The following is a 20,649-nucleotide window of genomic DNA, read 5'->3' on the forward strand; positions in this document are numbered from 1 at the left end:
TTTAAAAATAATTATACATTGCCATTCTTTTTGCATTCAATATATTTGCAGCCAAATATAAAATTTAACAAAAATTAATATAAAAAAATGGCTGTATTAGTAGGAAAAAAAGCACCTCAATTTAATGCGCAAGCAGTGATAAATGGAGGCGAATTCGTTGAAAATTTTTCTTTAAATCAATTTATAGGAGAAAAGCATGTGATATTATTCTTTTACCCAAAAGATTTTACATTTGTTTGTCCAACAGAACTTCATGCTTTTCAAGAAAAATTAGAAGCATTTGAATCTAGAAATACTGCGGTTATTGGTGTATCAACAGATACTGAACAATCACACTGGGGTTGGTTGCAATTAGATAAAAATAATGGTGGCATTAAAGGTGTTACTTATCCATTAGTAGCAGATACCAACAAAACAATCTCAAAGAATTATGATGTTTTAGCTGGTGACTATTTTTACGATGATAATGATATGCTACAGGCTAGCAGCGAGTTAGTTGCTTATCGCGGTTTATTTTTGATTGATAAAGAAGGTATTGTGCGTCATCAAATAGTAAATGACTTACCGCTTGGTAGAAATGTAGATGAAGCTCTACGTATGGTAGATGCATTGCAATTTAACGAAGAAAATGGTGAGGTGTGCCCAGCTAATTGGAATAAAGGAAAAACAGGTATGAAAGCAACCCATGAAGGTGTAGCAGAGTTCCTAGAAAAGCACGTAAACTAGAAGTAGTATATAAAATATTTTTTTAGAGGCTGTCTAAAAAGTTTTCATAATTTGATTTGTCAGGTTGAGCCTGTCGAAACCGATATTAATTATTAGTAAGTTAAAAATATTTCGACAAGCTCAATATGACATCGAACTTACTTTTCAGACAGCCTCTTTTATTTCTAATAAATATCTAAACTTCCCTTGCCCTCTCTAACAACAATTGGTTCGTCCTCGGACAAATCAATGACAGTTGATGCTTCATTATCTCCATAACCACCATCAATAACTAAATCAACAAGACTATCCCATTTTTCTAATATAAGCTCAGGATCTGTGGTGTATTCTAGTACTTCATCTTCATCATGAATTGATGTAGAAATAATGGGATTTCCTAACTGCTTCACAATTTCTAAAGCTATATTATTGTTAGGAACTCGAATACCAACAGTTTTCTTTTTCTTAAATGGATTTGGCAAAGATTTAGCCCCAGGAAGAATAAACGTATAAGGTCCAGGAAGTGCGCGTTTTAATATCTTAAAAGTAGAAGTGTCTATTTGCTTAACATAATCGCTTAGGTTACTTAAATCATGACATACAAATGAGAAATTTGCTTTATCAAGTTTTACACCTTTTATTCGGGCTACACGTTCTAATGCTTTTAAATTTGAAATATCACAACCCAAACCATAAACAGTATCTGTTGGATAAATTATTAAACCGCCTCGTTTAAGAATGTTTACAACCTTTTCAATCTCTCTTGGATTCGGGTTTTCCTCGTATATTCTATAAAACTCTGCCATTACCCTATTATCTCCAATTTAGCGAATCGTAACAATAATTTTTTTACACCCCCATGCTGAAAATTTATTTCCGCTTTTATATCGGCTCCTGCTCCTTCTATTTTCATGACTTCGCCAGTCCCAAATCTAATATGCTTTACAATATTTCCAACAGCTAACTTACTATCAAACAGATTTGTGTTTCCGCTTGTTTTAGCTACAGGTTTCAAATTTTTAGGCGTTGTAACTTGAAACTTAGTTGGCTCTTTTTTAGCTGATTTACCTTTATTAAATGTAGGTTGCTTTGCTGGTTTATATCTAATCTTATTAGGTTCAACATCGCCAAAAATATCGGCACTCAGCATTGGGTTAAATCGGCGTTCTTCAATTGGTGTTACAATATCCAGATATTGTTCATCAATTTCTTCTATAAACCTACTTGGTTCAGAATCTATAAGTTTTCCCCAACGATATCTCGATAATGCATAGGTTAAATAGGCTTGCTTTTCGGCTCTTGTTAAGGCAACATAAAATAGCCGTCGTTCCTCCTCTAGCTCACTACGCGTGTTCATACTCATGGCACTCGGAAACAAATCTTCCTCAAGACCTACAATATATACATACGGAAATTCCAGACCTTTTGCCAAATGAATAGTCATTAGTGCTACATGATTAGAATCACCTTTATCTGCATCTAAATCTGTTGCTAATGCAACATCCTCTAAAAATTCAGCTAACGATCCTGTACTATCTACTAATTCTTTTTGACCTTCTACAAAATCTTTCATCCCATTTAAGAGCTCTTCAATATTCTCCATTCTGGTAACACCTTCTGGAGTCCCATCTTTATTAAGCTCTCGTATTAAACCACTTGTTCTAGTAACATGTTCTGCTAATTCAAAAGCATCAGCAGTTTGGTTAATAACTTGGTAACTTTCAATAAGTGTCACAAAATTTTGAAGCTTGGTTCGTGTTCCTGAATTAATTTTAACATCCGTTTTATCAATATGCTTCATCACTTCAAAAATGGTTTTGTTATAACCATTTGCTGATACAATGAGTTTATCGACAGTCGTTTGACCAATCCCACGCGGTGGATAATTTATAATTCTTTTTAAGGCTTCTTCATCTGCTGGATTAATTATTAAGCGCAGATAAGATAACACATCTTTAATTTCTTTTCGTTGATAAAACGATAGGCCTCCATAGATTCTATACTTTATATCGCGTTTACGCAACGCATCTTCTATAGCTCTTGACTGGGCATTGGTTCTATAAAGTACCGCAAAATCACTATTCTTTAACTGATGATTCATTTTGTTTTCAAAAATGGTACTAGCAACGTATCGACCTTCATCTCCATCTGTTAAAGAACGGTTTACTTTAATCTTAGTTCCTTCATCGTTAGCAGTCCAAACAATCTTATCGAGTTTGGTTTGATTTTTATCTATAATAGAATTAGCTGCATTTACAATGTTTTTAGTGGAACGGTAATTTTGCTCTAATCTAAAAACTTTTACATCGTCGTAATCCTTCTGAAAATTCAAAATATTATTAATATTCGCACCTCTAAAAGCATAGATACTTTGTGCATCATCACCTACCACACAGATATTTTGAAACTTATCGGACAACGCCCTAACAATTAAGTATTGTGAATGGTTGGTATCTTGATACTCATCTACTAAAATATATTTAAAACGATTTTGGTATTTCGCTAAAACCTCTGGAAACCTAGTTAATAACTCGTTAGTTTTTAGTAATAAATCATCAAAATCCATGGCACCTGCCTTAAAACAGCGTTCCACATATTCTTTATAAATATCTCCCATTCTTGGTCGGCGAGCCATAGCATCAGCCTCTAAAAGTTCTGGGTTGTTAAAATAAGCCTTAACTGTAATAAGGCTGTTTTTATAAGATGAGATTCTTGAACGTACTTGCTTATATTTATAAATATCCTTGTCCAGATTCATTTCTTTAATAATAGATGCAATCAATCTATCTGAATCCTGAGTATCATAAATAGTAAAATTACTAGGGTAACCCAATTTATCTGCTTCAATACGTAAAATTTTAGCAAATACAGAGTGAAACGTTCCCATCCACAAATTTTTAGCTTCGCTAGCGCCTACAATTGTAGCGATACGCTCTTTCATTTCACGTGCCGCTTTATTAGTAAATGTAAGCGACAAAATATTAAATGGGTCTACCCCTTTACTCATCATGTAAGCAATACGATACGTTAGCACACGTGTCTTTCCAGAACCAGCACCAGCAATTACTATCATAGGTCCGTCCATTTGTAATGTAGGAGCCAACTGCGCTTCATTTAACTGTTCTAAATATGCTTCCAAAATCATTGTAATTTAAGACGTGAAAATAACCAATGTTATGCGTTTAATTAAGTCTTCTTATTAATAATTATAAACAATTATTGGATATACAATCCTTTATCAAATTTTGAATATCTTTAAGCTTCAAAATTTACTAATCTTTTCTATTTATATGAAATACCTCTTATTAGTTTTTAGCAGTATATTAACATTTATTACCCACGCACAATCCAATCTCGACAAACAATTTGAAGAAATAGAATCAAAAGTCATTGAGTGGCGACGACATTTTCATGAATATCCAGAATTATCAAACAGAGAATTTAAAACAGCCGAAAAGATCGCAGAACATTTAAAATCATTAGGTTTAGAAGTTCAAACAGGGGTAGCCCATACTGGTGTCGTGGCGATTTTAAAAGGGAGGCTACCAGGAAAGGTTATTGCTTTAAGAGCAGATATTGATGGTTTACCAGTAACGGAACGAAACAACCTTCCTTTTAAATCTGAGGTAAAAACAACTTTTTTAAATACAGAAACTGGCGTAATGCATGCCTGTGGACACGATACACACACAGCTATTTTAATGGGTGTAGCAGAAATCCTGACAAAGAATAAGGATAAAATTAAAGGAACAGTAAAGTTCATTTTTCAACCAGCTGAAGAAGGGCCGCTTCCAGGAGAAGAAGGTGGTGCTAAACTGATGATAAAAGAAGGTGTTTTAGATAATCCAAAAGTGGATGCTATTTTTGGGTTACACATTCGTTCAAATTATGAAGTTGGCACTATTCATTATAAAAAAGGCGGTGTAATGGCATCTGTAGAGCGATTTGTAATAAATGTAACAGGAAAGCAAACGCATGGTGGAAGACCATGGCAAGGTGTTGACCCCATATTAATTTCTGCAAAAATTATTGATGGTTTACAGACTATTATAAGTAGGGAATCAAAACTAGTAAATGAAGCAGCAGTTATTACGGTTGGGAAAATAACATCTGGAACACGTTTTAATATCATACCAGAAACTGCCGAACTTATTGGCACTGTAAGAACACTAGATCCAGAAATGAAAGCGCATATTCAAAAACGAATGACTGAAATGGTAACAACTTTGGCAAAAGCTTACGGTGGCGAAGCAACCATAAGTTTTCAAAATAATACTGCCATTACTTATAACGATTTTGACTTAGTTGATAAAATACTACCATCACTTCAAAAAGTAGTAGGAACAGAAAATGTTCGCTTACGAAAAGCAACCACTGGTGGTGAAGATTTCTCATATTATCAAGAACTTGTTCCAGGTTTTTTCTTTTTCTTAGGTGGTATGACACCAGGCAATACGGATGCATTTCCACATCATACGCCCGATTTTTTTATTGATGAAAGTGGCTTAATCTTTGGTGTAAAAGCATTAACACAAATAACGTTTGATTATTTAAATAATTAATATGGATGCAATTTTAAATTTTTTATCTAATATTCCCTGGTGGGCTTGGGTTTTAATTTTCTTGGCTCTTGTAGCTATACGAGATGTATTTTTTCAAAAATCACATACAATAAGCCACAACTATCCAATTGTTGGGCATTTACGTTATTGGCTTGAGAGTATTGGTCCAGAAATGCGTCAATATTTTGTTGCAAATAATAGAGAAGAATTGCCTTTTAACAGAATTGAGCGAGGTTGGATTTATGCTTCGGCAAAAAAAGAAAACAACTACGAAGGGTTTGGCACCGATAGAGATATTTATGCGCATCAGCATATTTTTATTAATAATGCAATGATGCCTTTTCAAATTGATAAAAATCATCCAAACACCATTGATAAAACCTTTCTCCCTTGCGCTAAGGTAATAGGTGCTTTCAATAAAAGAAAAAAACCATACAGACCTGCTTCAGTTATAAACGTATCAGCGATGAGTTTTGGTTCACTCTCAGCAAAAGCAGTAGAATCCTTAAATAAGGGAATTAAAATGGCTGGGGCATACCATAATACTGGAGAAGGTGGTTTATCTCCTTATCATAGTCATGGAGGTGATGTTGTGTTTCATTTTGGTACAGGCTATTTTGGTGTTCGTACAAAAGATGGAGGTTTTTCTATGGACAAAATGAAAAAGCTTGTTGAGGACAATCCTTTTATAAGAGCTATCGAAGTCAAGTTATCTCAAGGCGCTAAACCAGGAAAAGGAGGCGTTTTACCAGGAGCAAAAATAACTAAAGAAATTGCTAATATTCGAGGTGTTGAAGCAGGTAAAGATGTGTTATCTCCACCAAACCACAAAGCTTTTTCTAACGTTAAAGAAATGGTTGATTTTATAGAAGATATTGCTGAAGCTACTGGTTTACCCGTTGGGATAAAAGCCGCTATTGGAAAATTAGAGCAATGGGAAGAGTTGGCAGATATTATGATAAAAACAGGAAAAGGGCCTGATTTTATTACTGTAGATGGTGGCGAAGGTGGTACTGGGGCTGCACCACCAAGTTTTGCAGACCATGTCTCATTACCTTGGGTTTATGGTTTTAGTGATTTATACAAACTCTTTAAGAGTAAAGGACTAACAGAGCGAATTGTTTTTATTGGAAGTGGAAAATTAGGTTTTCCTGCCAAAGCTGCTATGGCATTTGCAATGGGTGTAGACTGTATAAATGTTGCTAGAGAAGCTATGATGAGTATTGGGTGTATACAAGCACAAGTGTGCCATACAAATAGATGCCCCAGTGGTGTAGCCACGCAAAGCAAGTGGTTACAAAATGGTATTGATCCTACGCTAAAATCTGCTCGTTTAGCACAATATTTTATGACTTTTAGAAAAGAACTTGTAGAAATCACGCATGCTGCAGGATATGAGCATCCATGCGAGTTTAAAATGAGTGATATTGAAATAAATGTTGACGATCATAATCTTTCTAAAGAATTGAACAGAACCTATATGTATGTTAAAACCCCAGTTCCTTTTTCTGGTATGCAAAGCTTAAAAGATTGTGTATATTTGGGAGGTAATAAATAACTTCAAATCTAATTACAATGGACGCAGAACGTATTATTGACCTATTTATGTTTGCTATTCCTTCCTTAATCACAGGAGTTTTAGCCTATTATTTTTTTAAGGAACACACTAAAAATGAAGATGGAAGAAGACGTTATTTATTAAAAAAGGACATGCAAGTAACCGCACTCCCAATTCGTTTACAAGCATATGAGCGTTTGGCACTTTATTTAGAGCGTATTTCACCTAATAAACTGTTGGTTAGAGTAAAGCCTACTTCTTCAAATAAAGAGGATTACGAATCGTTACTTATTTCTAGTATTGAACAAGAATTAGAACATAATTTATCGCAACAAATATACGTTAGCGATAAGTGCTGGAGTATCATCTCAGCAGCTAAAAATGCTACCATTCAATTAATTAGAAAGGCAAGTTTGTTACCCAAAACTAATACATCTGAAAAATTGCGAGAAGTCATTTTAACAGAAATGATGGAACGTCGTGCGCCAAGTGATGCTGCGCTTTCTTTTATTAAAGATGAAGTAAGCGAACTTTATTAATCGATACGTAATTCGTTAGAACGTGCTCTGTTTAATTTTTCTTTTGCATAATCATAGCCTTGTTGCCACCAAGAAGTCATCAGCTTTTTATTGAATATTAAAGAATTCTCTGTTAATTTTGATGGTGTATAATATAAATTAAGCTGTACACCCTTGTTTTTAGCCGCGAGCTTTCCTATGGTAATATCATTTCTTTCCAATTGATCTGATAAATGTCCAAATAAATTAATCATCAATGAAAATGGGTTTTTACCAAGTACTTTATTATACTCCATTGACTCCTTTTCTAAAACAACTGCATCAATTTCGGTAGCTCCTCTAAGAATTGCTTCGCGTATTGGTACAACACAGCCTAATCCGCCATCAGCATATTCAAAACCATTCTTTTTTACTAAAGACATAAAAGGTATGTAGTTACAGGAAATCCATATCCAATCACAAAACTCATCATATGAAAAATCTTTTATAGACTTATACTCTACTCTATTCTTGGATAAATTAGAGACAGTAACAACAACATCGTCCTTAGTTTCTTTAACCAAATTATATTCTTCTAGAGTAAAATTCTTTCTTATATAACGTCGTAATGCTTTACTTTCACCAAAAGTACGTTTCATTTTAATAAACTGCCAAAGTGTATTTATAAAATCAATCGACACAAATTCTCGTCTGCCTTTCTTTCTAATAACAAATGGATTTACACTAAATATATTGTGCTGATTTACATTTGTGTAAATACCATAAAGTTTATCAATTTTTCCTGCTGCTAAATGCGGCACCAAAAGACTACCTGTAGAGGTTCCTAAAAACATATCATAATTATTTCCGGCTTCTTGAATCAAATATTGTGCTACGCCTCCGGCATATGCGCCTTTACTGCCACCTCCTGAAATTACTAATGCTTTCATTAAATATTTTTAATAAATATACTAAATATGATTATGCTGCCAAGATTAAGTATAAATAGATTTTATCAATTTTACTAAAACAACTTAATAAATAATATTTTAAAAATTGAAAGATAATTTGTACATCTATTGAAATGATTATTTATATTAGTAGCAGCTATTAACCAATTATTTAGATATGAGGAAGAAAATATTCCTTACACTCTTAGTATGCTTCATTTTTATTTCATCCAATTTAAGTTTGAGCTTAAAAGATAATGAAGGCTTATTAAATGTGAGATTCAATAATTATACTGAAACAACTTTTTTACCACCATCTGCGAGTATTTCTGGATCAACTGAAGTTTGTAAAGACGATTCACCACTTCCCGAAATAACATTTACAGGCTCTGGGGGAACTGGACCATATACATTTACTTATACTGTGAATAATGGAATGAATGAAACTATTTCTACAACAAGTAATAACACTAGTGTTTCACTACCTGTAAGCACCAGTACAATTGGAACATTTGAGTATAATTTAGTATCTGTAGAAAGTAATTCTGAAACTGCAACTGTAAATGGTTCAGCAACTATAGTTATTTCTGAACCAAGTGTTGATTTTTCGTTTAATAATGATGGAGCATGTTCTGGCACTAGTGTGAGTTTTACTTCATCTGTAACTGGTAATAGTCCATTTTCATATAGCTGGACCTTTGGAGATGGCAATACATCATCCAACACAAACCCTTCTCATGTCTTTAATGTCGTAGGTTGTGCTACACAGAATTACAATGTAACACTAACAATAACAGATGATAATGGGTGCAGTGCATCTATTACTAAACAAGTTTCGGTTAAACAAAAACCGAATATTTCTTTCTACGATATTACAGCAAGGCAAAATTTTACGACCCCATTTGATAATTGCGGAAATAACACTTCAGATCCTTCTTATACAGTCAATGTAGGTAATGAATCTACTTCTACTTGCATCTCATCCTTTAATGTAGATTGGGGAGATGGCAGTCAAATTGAAACGAACGTAACTTTTCCTGCTTCACATACCTACGTGCAATTAGGCTCATTCAACATGGAAATTACTGGAATAGGTACAGATTGTGATAATACTGTTACGTATTTAATTAAAAATTCAAGCAATCCAACTGGAGCAATTGTAAATCCTGGTAATACTGTTAACTTGTGTATCCCAGTAGCTCCTATAGAATTCTCGATTGGCTCTTGGGGTAGTAATCCACCAGATACTAATTATTATGTTAATTATGGCGATGGTGCTTTTGAGAGCTATACACAAGGAGAATTGGAAGCTTCGATTTATTACAATGCCTCAGACCCAAGTAGTTCTCAAAATTTCCCAATTCCTCATACATATACAGAATCCAATTGCCCGAACAGTAGTTATACAGTTAACTTAGATATTGAAACCTCATGTGGCGCTTCAAATCTTACTGCAGGTCCCATAATTATTTTAAAACAACCTGAAGTTTCTTTTGAAGCACCACCTAGGGGTTGTTTAAATATTCCTGTTCAATTTGACAATACCTCTGAACAAGGCTACAACCAAAATTGTAACACAGACGAAGGCTATTTTTGGGATTTTGGAGATGGTAATACTTCTACTTTAAGAGATCCAGCACATATATACACAACTGCAGGAAACTATACGGTATCTCTATACGCACAAAATTTCTGTGGTATCACCGAAACTATTACCAACGATATTTGTATTGAACCAGAGCTTGTTTCAAGTTTTACTGTTGACACCAATAATGGATGTTCCACATTAAGTGTTCAAACTACAAATACAACAGATCTTAGTGAAAGCTGTGGAGGGGAAACATACCTTTGGGAAGTAACCTATACACCAGATTTCTGTGGAACTTTTCCAGGTAATTGGAATTTTACAAATGGTACAGATGAAACCTCTTCTGCTCCATCAATAGATTTTATAACTGCTGGAATATATTCGCTTACATTAACCACAACTAACTCATGCGGCACAAACTCAATTTCTGAAATTATAGAAGTAAAAAGCCCTCCTACTGTTATAGTTGATACTATTTTAGATTTTTGTGGTACAGCATCAATAAACCCAAGTGCTACTATTGACACTTGTGCTCCAACTTCTGAAGCTATTACTTACAACTGGAGCTTTCCAGGAGGCACACCCGCTTCGGCTACAACATTAAATCCTGGTAATATAGTTTATAATATGCCAGGTAATTATCAAATAAGTTTAAGTGTAACGTCCAGTTGTGGTACGACCACAGATATGCAAGAATTTGTTATTAACGAAATTCCAACTATAACAAACACAGATCTAGCACAAACTATTTGCTCTGGAACAGAAACTACAGAAGTCAACCTTACATCAGATATTGGCGGTACTACTTTTACTTGGGCAGCTTCAGCTCCTTCAGGGGTTACTGGATTTATTCCTAATGGCAATTCTAATACTATACCTGTTCAAACGATTTTCAATACTAACACTACTTCAGAAAATGTGACTTATACCATTATACCATCTTATAATAATTGTGATGGTATACCTGTAAACTTGGTTATAACAGTTGATCCCGCTCCTGAATTCACTAGTCAACCACAATCTGAAACTATATGTTTAAATGGATCTATTAATCAATTATCCGTTTCGGTTAATGGTCCTGGAACACCAAGTTATCAATGGTATGCTAACACGGTAAATAATACTTCTTCTGGGACACCTATTACAGGGGAAACCACAGCTACATATACACCTCCTAATAATCCTGTTGGTATTATGTATTATTATGTAGTTGCATCATTTACACCTGGAGCTGGTTGTAATGAAATTACTTCTAATTTAGCTAGAATTGAGGTTGTTGAAGGTATTCAAATAGACACTAATCCTGTCCCTTCCCAAAGCATATGTGTAGGCGGAGGTTTTGCAACAGATTTAGCAGTAACCCACTCTGGAGGAACTGGAACATTTACCTATCAGTGGTATTCTAATAGTTCTAATTCCAATTCTGGTGGCACTATAATTCCAGGAGAAACAGGCATAAACTATACTTCTCCAGTTTTTAATTCTGCTGGGGCTTTTTATTATTATGTAACTATTACTGCAGACGGAAGCGGTTGTTCTCCAGTTACAAGTGAAGTTGCTGAAATCATTGTAGTTAATGATCCAACAATCACATCTCAACCTATTATAAGCCAAGAATTATGTCAAGGGACTACACCTCAAAATTTAGAAGTTCAAGTTACAGGTGGATTAGGGACTAATTATACGTATCAATGGTTTAGTAATACGGTTAACAATACCACAGGAGGTTCAACAATTGTTGGAGCTATAAATAATATATTTACGCCACCAACTGATACAGTTGGTACACTTTTTTATTATGTTGAAATCATGCAACCAGATCCTGGATGTAGTGTTATTAGTGATACTTCTGAAGTTATTATCAATCAAGCACCAACAATTACAAGTCAGCCAATTTCTGAAACTATTTGTTTTGGTGAATCATTCAATACATTATCTGTGGCATTTGCTAACGGTGTAGGCACGCCAACAATTCAATGGTATTCTAATTCAGTAAACGATAGTTCAACTGGAACTGAGATAACAGGAGAAACAGAATCAACTTATGCACCTCCATCTAACAGTATTGGAAGTGTGTACTACTATGCTGTGATTACGTTTTCATCTGGAGGTTGTACTGAAATAACATCAATGGTTTCTGAGCAAACTGTAAATGAAACACCAAATATTAGTGATACAACAGATATCATTTGTAGCGGAAATGCATTCATGATTCTTCCAGATAATACTGGAGGTGATATTGCGCCTCCTGGTACTACTTATACTTGGACTAACCCAGTAATAAATCCTGCTGGCACCATTACTGGAGCAACATTAGAAGCGACTCCGCAATCATCAATAAATCAAACCTTAACCAACACAACCACAAACCCTTCTACTGTAACTTATACAGTTACGCCAACTTTGGGCACTTGCGTTGGATTGGATTTTGAAGTTGTGGTTACCGTAAATCCGTCTATTAGCATTACCACAGTTCAGACCAATAGTAATTGTTATTTAGATAATGGAGGTGCTTTAGAGATAACTATTTCAGGTGGTGTACCATTTTCAACTGGAAACCCATATCAAATCAATTGGACAGGCCCTAACGGGTATACGAGTGCGAATGAAGACATTTCAAATTTGACTCCTGGCAATTATAGCGTGTCTATTTTGGATGATGGAGGATGCCCCTTTTCTGAAACGTTCACCATTACGGAGCCAGATGAACTCATATTCAACAATAATAATTTTAATCCCGAAACTATTTCGTGTTTTCAGCAAGACGATGGGATTATTAGTGTTGATGTTTCTGGAGGCACCAGTCCTTATACCTATAGCTGGACAAGAAACGGAGTGTTGTTTAGTTCGGATGAAGATTTAACAAATTTAGGCCCAGGCATCTATGAAATTACCCTTACCGATGCCAATAACTGTAATCCAATTATTCAAAGTTTTACAGTAATTGAACCGCCCGAATTACAGGCATTTTTAGACTCCAAAGTGGATGTTATTTGTTTTGGTGAAGCCACTGGAGAAATTAATATAAATATTACAGGAGGCAGGACAATTGAAGTCGCTTCGGGAGTTTTCGACTATACTTATAGTTGGACAGGCCCTAATGGGTTTAATAGTACGAATCAAAATTTAGTTGGTTTAATTGCTGGAACTTATAACTTGACTGTTACGGACAAATCAAATTGTACAGATACGCTTGAAGTCATTATAAATCAGACAGATGAAATAATTATAGACTATAGTGTAACCGACATAGAATGTTATGGAAATAATGATGCTTCCATTGTTATTAATAGTATTACAGGTGGAAATGCACCTTACACCATTGCTTGGAGTAATTTGGGTTCCGGATTATCACAAACCAACTTATCTGCTGGAACTTATGTTATTACTATTACCGATAATACTAATTGTATCAAACAAGCAACTATTATTATTGATGAAGCATCAATATTTAGAATTACACCACAATTAACCAATGTTTCATGTTTTGGTGCGAATGACGGGCGAATTGTTTTAAACCTTGAAGGAGGAACAACCCCAGTTAATTTAGTTTGGGATGACGATCCTTCAGCTGGAGTAGAACGTAACAATATTGGACCAGGAATATACACGGTTACCATTACAGATGGAAAACCATGTATTATAACTGAAACATTCACTGTAATTGAACCTGCAGCTTTAGATATCTCTGGAACAAAAACGGATGCTTTAGATTGTGATGATGCTAATACAGGAGCTATTAATGCTATTGTAACAGGCGGAACATTACCGCTTAGTTATAATTGGTCAAATGGCGCTACCACAGAAGATTTAAGCAGTATTCCTCCAGGAGATTATACTTTAACGGTTACAGATGCAAACAACTGTTCTATATCTGACACTTTTGTTATTAACAGGTTCGAACCTTTAGAAGTTGCTGTTGAAGTAGAAACAAATTTTGATTGTGTAACTAAAATGGTAGAGCAATTCTTTATTGCAAGACCTGAAGGTGGCATCCCTCCTTATCAAATTTCATGGTCCAGTGGTACTGTTAGTGGAACTAATAATGAAATTATGCAAACTACTCAAAACGGAATAGTTGTTATTGATGTTGTTGACAGTGGTGGATGTTCAACTACATTCTCATATAATGTTGATATTCCAGAATTGGGAGACCCAAATTTTGCATTCAATTCTGAAGGCTTTAATAACTTTGGTTTTTATTCCATTGAAGACCCTATTGAATTTACCAATACATCAACTGGTGATTATGTTGGAATATCATGGGATTTTGGAGATGGTAGTTTTTCAAGTGAAGAAAATCCTGTACACATTTATAAAACTGTTGGCACATATACAGTAACACAAACAGTAGTTTACCCTTTCGACTGTGTTTATATCAAAACAATAACTTTAACTATTGAACAGGGCTATAGTCTAATTGTTCCAAATGCATTTACCCCAAATAATGATGCGTTTAACAACTTCTTTTTACCCTCGCAAATAGCATTATCAAACATGAAACTGAGTGTTTATGATACTTGGGGAAGTATGATTTATTCAGAGGAAGGTGATAGTTTAAGAGGCTGGGATGGAAAAATAAAAGATTCAAACGCTGAAAATGGCAATTATTACTATACATTTTCGGGTGATACTTTTTATGGTAAAACTATTACAAGTAAAGGCGTTGTTGTTCTAATTAAATAAAGAAATGAAAGTAAGATTATATATTATTCTAATTGTAGGTTGTTTTTGTTTTAAAGCAAATGCACAAGACCCTATTTTTAGCCAGTATTTTATGGTACCCGAAACAATGAATCCAGCATTTTCTGGTTTCGAGCAAGCTACTTACTTTGGTATAATGCACAGAACACAATGGCCACATTTAGACTTACAAGTAGATACAAACTATGCTTTTATAAATACTTGGTTGGAAAATTCTAATGATGGTATTGGACTTGGTTTTAGTTTTTTAAATCAACGAGAGAACAGTACCAGTTATAATCATTTTCAATTTAATGGAAACTTTGCTTATATCGTTGGATTAAATAATGATTGGTATTTCAGATCAGCAATTGAAGTAGGTTATGGTATAAAATCTTTTAATTTTAGAAACTTAATCTTATCCGATCAAATAAACATTAATACAGGTACAGTAAATGCAACTTCTGTTGATCCTTTCGCTTCCAATGCTAATGATAATATCGGGTTTATAGATTTTACAATAGGCTTTGTTTTTGATAAACAAAATAGATCCAACGATACCGATTTATGGTTAGGTGCCGCAATTAAACATTTAAATAGACCAAATATTTCTTTCGTAGATAATAATAACGTACCCTTAGATATTCTATACACGCTACATGCAAATTATAAATTTCCATATTACGATCATAATGATTTTATACTTTCGGCAAACTACATGCAACAAGGCGAATATAATCGATTTGATTTAGGGGCAACTGCTAAATTGAATAAATTATATCTTGGACTAATGGCGGTTACTAATCCTGCTAAAAATAGTAACAATAGCCACTTGTTAACCTCTATAAATGCGCTGGTTGGAATTGAATTAGAACGACTTCGATTTGGATTTTCATATGATTTTAACACCTCGAAAATTGGACGAACAGATGGGGTTTATGAACTTTCAATAACATATTTAGCAGATTGCTTAATTTGTAGAAGTCCAACCAATAATGAACGTAGAAAATAATTTATTGAGATTCAAGTAATGCTTTAGCAAACTTAGAAAATCGCCAATTATGATGTGTGGTAGCTTGCTTTAAATTCGTTTTACAATCATCATTACAAGCTTTTATTTGATTAAGATACTGAATGGCATTCTGACGCACTTCAAAACCATATTTAGAACTTGTATAATTGGTTAATTCATCAAAATAAACTTTCTTCATTTCAGGTTCATAATCCTCAGTAATTAAAGCGAGTGTTAACCATAGTGTTCTAACATTTTTATCATTAAAACCTTGTATGTTTTTGGTTTTATCCAGATAACGTCTTCTCTCGCCTGGAAAGTTTCGCCATAAATTAAATAAAGCTATTTCAATGGTTATATATGACTTGTCACTTAAAAGCGATTCATAATCTTCTTTTAATTCTGACGGAATCTCAGTCAAGCTTTGTGCTATAGCTTGCCTAACTTTTAAAGGATTTTTGAATGACTTGCTCGTTATGAGTTCACTATTTTGAAGTACCACTTTTGATTTTGCTTCATCTGAAATCCAAGACGCTAAATACGTTTCACATTTGGAAGTTTTTACTTCACAATCTACCATCAAGTATTCTTGAATAAAGGTCGATTTCTTAAGACTTTCAATAGTTTCATCATACATAAACTCTTTTTTAATAAGCCATCTTTCAACAAACGCACTCAAATCCTTATCACTAGTTTTTTCTACTTCACTTATAAAATCATTCGTTTCTACATTTTTAAATTGGTGTTTCAATAAATAATTTTTAACTGCTGTTTTAAAAGCCTCATCCCCTACTTTTTCTCGAAGTAAATGTAAAAACCAAGCCCCTTTTTTATAAAATGTTGTGCTACTAGACTTTGGATCCAACAACGACGTACTTTGCCCTACTCTGTCTTGCTCTAATAATTCTTGAGTATATTCATATAATCGCCAGTAATAATAATCTTCACCAAAAATGTCTCGTTCAGCTAATAGCGCATAATATGTGGCAAAACCTTCTTGTAACCAATGATGCGTTCCAGAAGTTTCGGTAACCAAATCTCCAAACCATTGGTGTGCCAATTCGTGTGCATTAATATTGACAAAATTCTTATCAACAAACGCAATAGAATCTACCACAAACGCATCAGAGTAAATATTAAGACTCGTGTTTTCCATTCCAGCATATAAAAAGTCTTTAACTGGAACCATTTTATAATTCTGCCATGGATAAGGTACACCTATCTCTTCCTCGAGAAAATCAAATACTTGTTTGGTATAGCGGTAGGTTGGCTCAAATTTTAAAGAGTCTTCAGGGTAATAATACATCTCTAAAGGAACACCTCTCTTTGAATATGTTACTTTCTTGTCGTATTTACCAATAGCCAATGCTACCAAATAGCTGGACATGGGCTTTTGCATATCGTAATGCCAGGTAACTGTTGAGTCGTTTATTTGTTTATTTGTTAAGTTGCCGTTTGCGACGACTTCATAGTTTTTATCGAAAGTGATACTTAAATCAAATTCAATTTTGTCATTCATATCATCTATACTTGGCAACCAATTACTGGTGTATTTCCCTTGACCTTGTGTCCATATTTGTAGCTTCTCGATACAATTCTGATCACTATCAGAATCACTCGAAGTGACAAAATCGTTGTCCCAGTCAATAAAATACATGGCTTTGGTTGGAGTTGTTTTATAAACTACATCGAGTTTGTGGATAGTGTTGGATTTAAACGGATGTTTTACAATCAATTGTTTTCCATTGTATAAACTATCGGAATACCCACCATCTAAAATATATTTTATGCTTTGAAAATTATTGGCATCTAAAAAAATGGAATCTATGTCTTTTAGAATTTCAAATTCATAAATTACATGTCCCTCAATGTCTTTACTAGCAGTATCAATACTTAATATATCAACTTTAGCAGTCTTAAAATTTACATATTCTGCCTGCTGTGAAACTCCAAGAAAATGTATTAAAAAAAAGAAAATGAGGCATATTCTAATCATATAACTAATATAACAAACTTTAGGGCAAAATGTCAAACTCATTTCATTTGCTTTTGGTGCATAAATTCACTATTTTGCACCAAAACATAAGATTATGGGAGCCGTTAGAAAATCAATCACCTTTACAGAAGAGCAAGACAAATGGATTAAGTTTCAAATAATTAAAGGTGATTTCACCAATGATAGTGAATATATTAGAGCCTTAGTTAGAAAAGACCAAGCCGAAAACGCTAGAATTCTTGAACTAAAAAAAGCCATTGAAGACGGTTTAAATAGTGGTATTAGTAATAAAACTGTTACAGATATTATAACTGATGTTGAAGCCACAATGAAAGCCAATGGCGAATTATAAACTTTCTGGAAAAGCAGAAGCCGACCTAATAGGCATTTATACCTATAGTATTAGAAATTTTGGACTTAAACAATCTCGAACTTACCTTAAAGACCTCGAATCTTTTTTTAATGAATTAGCAACAAGACCAGAATTAGAACGAGATGCCTCTCTTTTTGCTCATGGTTTAAAATTTTACAATTACCAATCTCATGTTATTTTTTACCAGTTTATTGACACTAATCATATTTTAATAGTGAGAGTATTGGGCAAGCATATGGATTTTATTCAGCATTTATAAGTATGCTATGCATATCGAACACATGTGAGACATCTCATTATCAAAAGCTTTCTTATGTGACCTCTCACATACGTTCAAGGTGACCAAAAAAAAGAAGCCATTTAAAATTAATTAAATGACTTCTCTCAATTCTCCCTAAAAATTGATTAATAGCGCGTTCGTATGTTTTATCTAGGTAACAATTATTTTTATTTCCCAAGCCATTTGCATTTCTTTTATCGCTGTCAAACCTTCTTTGGAACATTCTGCCAAAACAGTCGCTAGTACTTTAATCTTAGTATAACCTGCTCTTGCTTTTTGAGTTATTTTAGCAATCACCAATTTATCTATGTTATTTGGCATAATTTTAATTTATATTGACCAAAACTTATCAACAATCATTAGCAATATGGGTGCGATTATAGCCGCAAATATAGCCGACAAACTTTTTGTATCGAATGGCCATGTATTCTGACCTGCTATTGAATTTTCTAATGCCCTCAACTCATTCAGTTTTGTGAAATTACTTGAGCTTGGGTCTATCTCTATATCATTTAATTTATTTCTAATTTTATTTTGCACAATTGCAAGTTGGTTTTCAATATCATAACTCATAAAACCATGAACATTTAAAAGAGGCCAATAAATATATATGATTATTGCTATTGCAAACGATGCATACCACAAAACAATTGGCAACTCCCATGACCAATCTCCTATTAGTTTAGCAACAACGCCTAAGAAAAATGGAATGATTGCTAAAACGGAAGTTTTAAGATGAATACTCCCTATTTTATGGATAGATCTTTTTTGGTCAATATTCATTAAATTCTTTTTTGGATTGGTTGTGAGTTGATTCAAAAACATAGCAAAATACATCATGCTATATATAGCTGCACCTGCAAATAACATATAAAGGAATTCAAAACCGGCAAAGAGAAACTTCGCTTCTTGTGTTTCAAATGGTGTTCCTACAATATAATCTCCCGCCGAAGCGATAATTCCTGCCAAAAAACCAGCAACTAAAACGCGCTTGTTATTGAACATTTTTGCATTATAACTATAAAATTTATCTTCGGCTTTCCTTTTATTTAAAGAAGATACTTTTATAAAATAATCAAGTTTGTCATTAATGACATTGTAAATCCATATTAAACAAGACCATGAAATTATCATTTGAATGGTAAATGCCAAGAACGATAGCAGATAAATTTTGTCCTCATTTAATCTGTACCAAGAAAACTGAATGATGGCAAAAAAAGTGATACATATAACAAATACACTTATATAATATGGCAAAGGTAATTTTTCAACAAGTATCAACTGAAAGGGTTTTTTTAACCTTAAATTATCTACCAAACGCACACTTCTTTTGGTATTATCCTTTATATTCTTTTTTCTTACTTTATCTTGCCATTCTAAACAATATCTGCATTTTGCAGCTTTTTTAGGGATGTCGCTAAGGCAATATTTACATTCAACTGTTTCCATATTACAATATTAAACGATATGACTTAAGGACATTTTTATAACGTTTTTATTAATCAGCATTTGGTTGTTCAAGTTTAAGTCTAAGCTAAATGGTTTATGCAAAAAGTGCCCCAACTTTTTATGTTCAATAATTACAATATTCTCGCATATCTTAAAGTTGCTCAACATTTGTTTTTTGCACCTATTTTTCGAGATTAAAAGCCAATCTAATCTTCCAAATTGCAACACAATTCTTTTTGCATTCAAGATGTCACTAATCTGCTTTTCTAATTTTAGATTCAAAATTTCTTTTATCTCAAAAATACACCTGTAATTATAGATGTATTTAAAGAATGTCTTATGGTTATTTAAAACCAACCCGAAGTATTGTGGTTTGTTATGTAGGTTGATTTGAAAATTGAATTTTCTTTTGAAAGTTAACAGCTTTAAAAGGTAAGATGGTTTATTTATCAAAATATTCATAATCCTCATTGCTTTACTTTCACTTAGTTTGATAAATCGTTTGATAAAAAATTTTGGAAATACATTGGCAAACGAATCGCAAGGCGAATACAGAAACAGCTTTGTTACTTTTTTAGCTTCTTTTGGTATCTGACCAAAACCCATAGCCATTATATCTGATGATATATCAATACTCTTCAACCTTGATTGCATCAACTTTTCTTCAACTTTTGTGTTCATGTTACATAAAAATGAAACAATAGCCAAAGCACCAGCACTATGTCCTGCTAGATGAATTTCAGAAATATAGCTTTGATCAATTCTATTAATAAATTCCTTTAAATTATCAACCATATTTCCAATAGTCCACTCTCCCTTTGACCCTTGCTCAGGTAAATCCAAAATATAGATTGACTTGTAGTTATTAGAAAATGATTTGGAGAAATCAATGTAGTTCTCTTTGTATGCGCCTAATCCAGGTAAAAAGATTAAAACTTTATTAATTGATTTTACACCTAATATCTCCAAATAAGAAATAGTGTTATTCATCTGTAA

At 33.5% G+C, this 20,649-nt stretch carries 15 protein-coding genes; 8 read left to right on the top strand and 7 right to left on the bottom strand.

The window, feature by feature from the left end:
• Window positions 1–87: 87 nt before the first annotated feature.
• Complete coding sequence (locus tag Q0739_RS07315) at window positions 88–726, top strand: peroxiredoxin (RefSeq protein WP_298238061.1); 639 nt, start codon at window positions 88–90, stop codon at window positions 724–726.
• Between the two features lie 164 nt (window positions 727–890).
• On the opposite strand, the gene Q0739_RS07320 is transcribed toward Q0739_RS07315, so the two are convergent.
• Together Q0739_RS07320 and Q0739_RS07325 are read right to left on the bottom strand one after the other, a co-directional pair.
• Window positions 891–1,511 carry an L-threonylcarbamoyladenylate synthase gene (locus Q0739_RS07320; protein WP_298238062.1) on the bottom strand — a complete coding sequence of 207 codons (621 nt, stop codon included), beginning with the start codon at window positions 1,509–1,511 and terminating at the stop codon, window positions 891–893.
• Window positions 1,511–3,844 (bottom strand): UvrD-helicase domain-containing protein, encoded by a 2,334-nt coding sequence (locus Q0739_RS07325; protein ID WP_298238063.1) that lies wholly within the window; start codon window positions 3,842–3,844, stop codon window positions 1,511–1,513. The genes Q0739_RS07320 and Q0739_RS07325 overlap by 1 nt, the downstream gene beginning before the upstream one ends.
• Before the next feature lie 151 nt (window positions 3,845–3,995).
• Between Q0739_RS07325 and Q0739_RS07330 the strand changes: the two genes are divergently transcribed.
• Genes Q0739_RS07330 through Q0739_RS07340 form a run of 3 tightly spaced genes read left to right on the top strand, consistent with a single transcriptional unit; the run spans window position 3,996 to window position 7,364 of the window.
• Entirely contained in the window at window positions 3,996–5,267 is a 1,272-nt protein-coding gene (locus Q0739_RS07330) for an amidohydrolase (RefSeq protein WP_298238064.1), read from the top strand.
• Window position 5,268: 1 nt separating this feature from the next.
• Window positions 5,269–6,825 (top strand): FMN-binding glutamate synthase family protein, encoded by a 1,557-nt coding sequence (locus tag Q0739_RS07335; protein WP_298238065.1) that lies wholly within the window; start codon window positions 5,269–5,271, stop codon window positions 6,823–6,825.
• Window positions 6,826–6,842: 17 nt separating this feature from the next.
• Window positions 6,843–7,364 carry a hypothetical protein gene (locus Q0739_RS07340; RefSeq protein WP_298238066.1) on the top strand — a complete coding sequence of 174 codons (522 nt, stop codon included), beginning with the start codon at window positions 6,843–6,845 and terminating at the stop codon, window positions 7,362–7,364.
• On the opposite strand, the gene Q0739_RS07345 is transcribed toward Q0739_RS07340, so the two are convergent.
• Window positions 7,361–8,272, bottom strand: coding sequence for a patatin-like phospholipase family protein (locus Q0739_RS07345; protein WP_298238067.1), 912 nt, complete (start codon window positions 8,270–8,272; stop codon window positions 7,361–7,363). The two genes, Q0739_RS07340 and Q0739_RS07345, sit on opposite strands and share 4 nt — an antisense overlap.
• Before the next feature lie 241 nt (window positions 8,273–8,513).
• On the opposite strand from Q0739_RS07345, the gene Q0739_RS07350 reads away from it, so the two are divergent.
• Window positions 8,514–14,546, top strand: coding sequence for a PKD domain-containing protein (locus Q0739_RS07350; RefSeq protein ID WP_298238068.1), 6,033 nt, complete (start codon window positions 8,514–8,516; stop codon window positions 14,544–14,546).
• A 4-nt stretch (window positions 14,547–14,550) separates the two neighbouring features.
• Complete coding sequence (locus Q0739_RS07355; protein ID WP_298238069.1) at window positions 14,551–15,555, top strand: PorP/SprF family type IX secretion system membrane protein; 1,005 nt, start codon at window positions 14,551–14,553, stop codon at window positions 15,553–15,555.
• Between the two features lies 1 nt (window position 15,556).
• Here the strand turns inward: Q0739_RS07355 and Q0739_RS07360 are convergent, their stop codons facing one another.
• On the bottom strand, window positions 15,557–17,593 hold the full coding sequence (locus tag Q0739_RS07360) for a M1 family metallopeptidase (RefSeq protein ID WP_298238070.1): 2,037 nt from the start codon (window positions 17,591–17,593) through the stop codon (window positions 15,557–15,559).
• 52 nt (window positions 17,594–17,645) lie between these two features.
• On the opposite strand from Q0739_RS07360, the gene Q0739_RS07365 reads away from it, so the two are divergent.
• Both Q0739_RS07365 and Q0739_RS07370 read left to right on the top strand, forming a co-directional pair.
• Window positions 17,646–17,903 carry a type II toxin-antitoxin system ParD family antitoxin gene (locus tag Q0739_RS07365; protein ID WP_298238071.1) on the top strand — a complete coding sequence of 86 codons (258 nt, stop codon included), beginning with the start codon at window positions 17,646–17,648 and terminating at the stop codon, window positions 17,901–17,903.
• Window positions 17,890–18,183, top strand: coding sequence for a type II toxin-antitoxin system RelE/ParE family toxin (locus Q0739_RS07370; RefSeq protein ID WP_298238072.1), 294 nt, complete (start codon window positions 17,890–17,892; stop codon window positions 18,181–18,183). Before Q0739_RS07365 ends, Q0739_RS07370 begins: the two co-directional genes overlap by 14 nt.
• 171 nt (window positions 18,184–18,354) lie before the next feature.
• On the opposite strand, the gene Q0739_RS07375 is transcribed toward Q0739_RS07370, so the two are convergent.
• From Q0739_RS07375 to Q0739_RS07385, 3 genes are read right to left on the bottom strand one after another with little or no spacing between them, the layout of a single operon-like run.
• Window positions 18,355–18,525, bottom strand: coding sequence for a hypothetical protein (locus tag Q0739_RS07375; RefSeq protein ID WP_298238073.1), 171 nt, complete (start codon window positions 18,523–18,525; stop codon window positions 18,355–18,357).
• A 9-nt stretch (window positions 18,526–18,534) separates the two neighbouring features.
• Window positions 18,535–19,653 (bottom strand): hypothetical protein, encoded by a 1,119-nt coding sequence (locus Q0739_RS07380; RefSeq protein WP_298238074.1) that lies wholly within the window; start codon window positions 19,651–19,653, stop codon window positions 18,535–18,537.
• A gap of 9 nt (window positions 19,654–19,662) precedes the next feature.
• Complete coding sequence (locus tag Q0739_RS07385; protein ID WP_298238075.1) at window positions 19,663–20,643, bottom strand: alpha/beta hydrolase; 981 nt, start codon at window positions 20,641–20,643, stop codon at window positions 19,663–19,665.
• Window positions 20,644–20,649 lie beyond the last annotated feature (6 nt).

The organism is uncultured Algibacter sp. (assembly GCF_947487605.1).
GTDB lineage: Bacteria > Bacteroidota > Bacteroidia > Flavobacteriales > Flavobacteriaceae > Algibacter_D.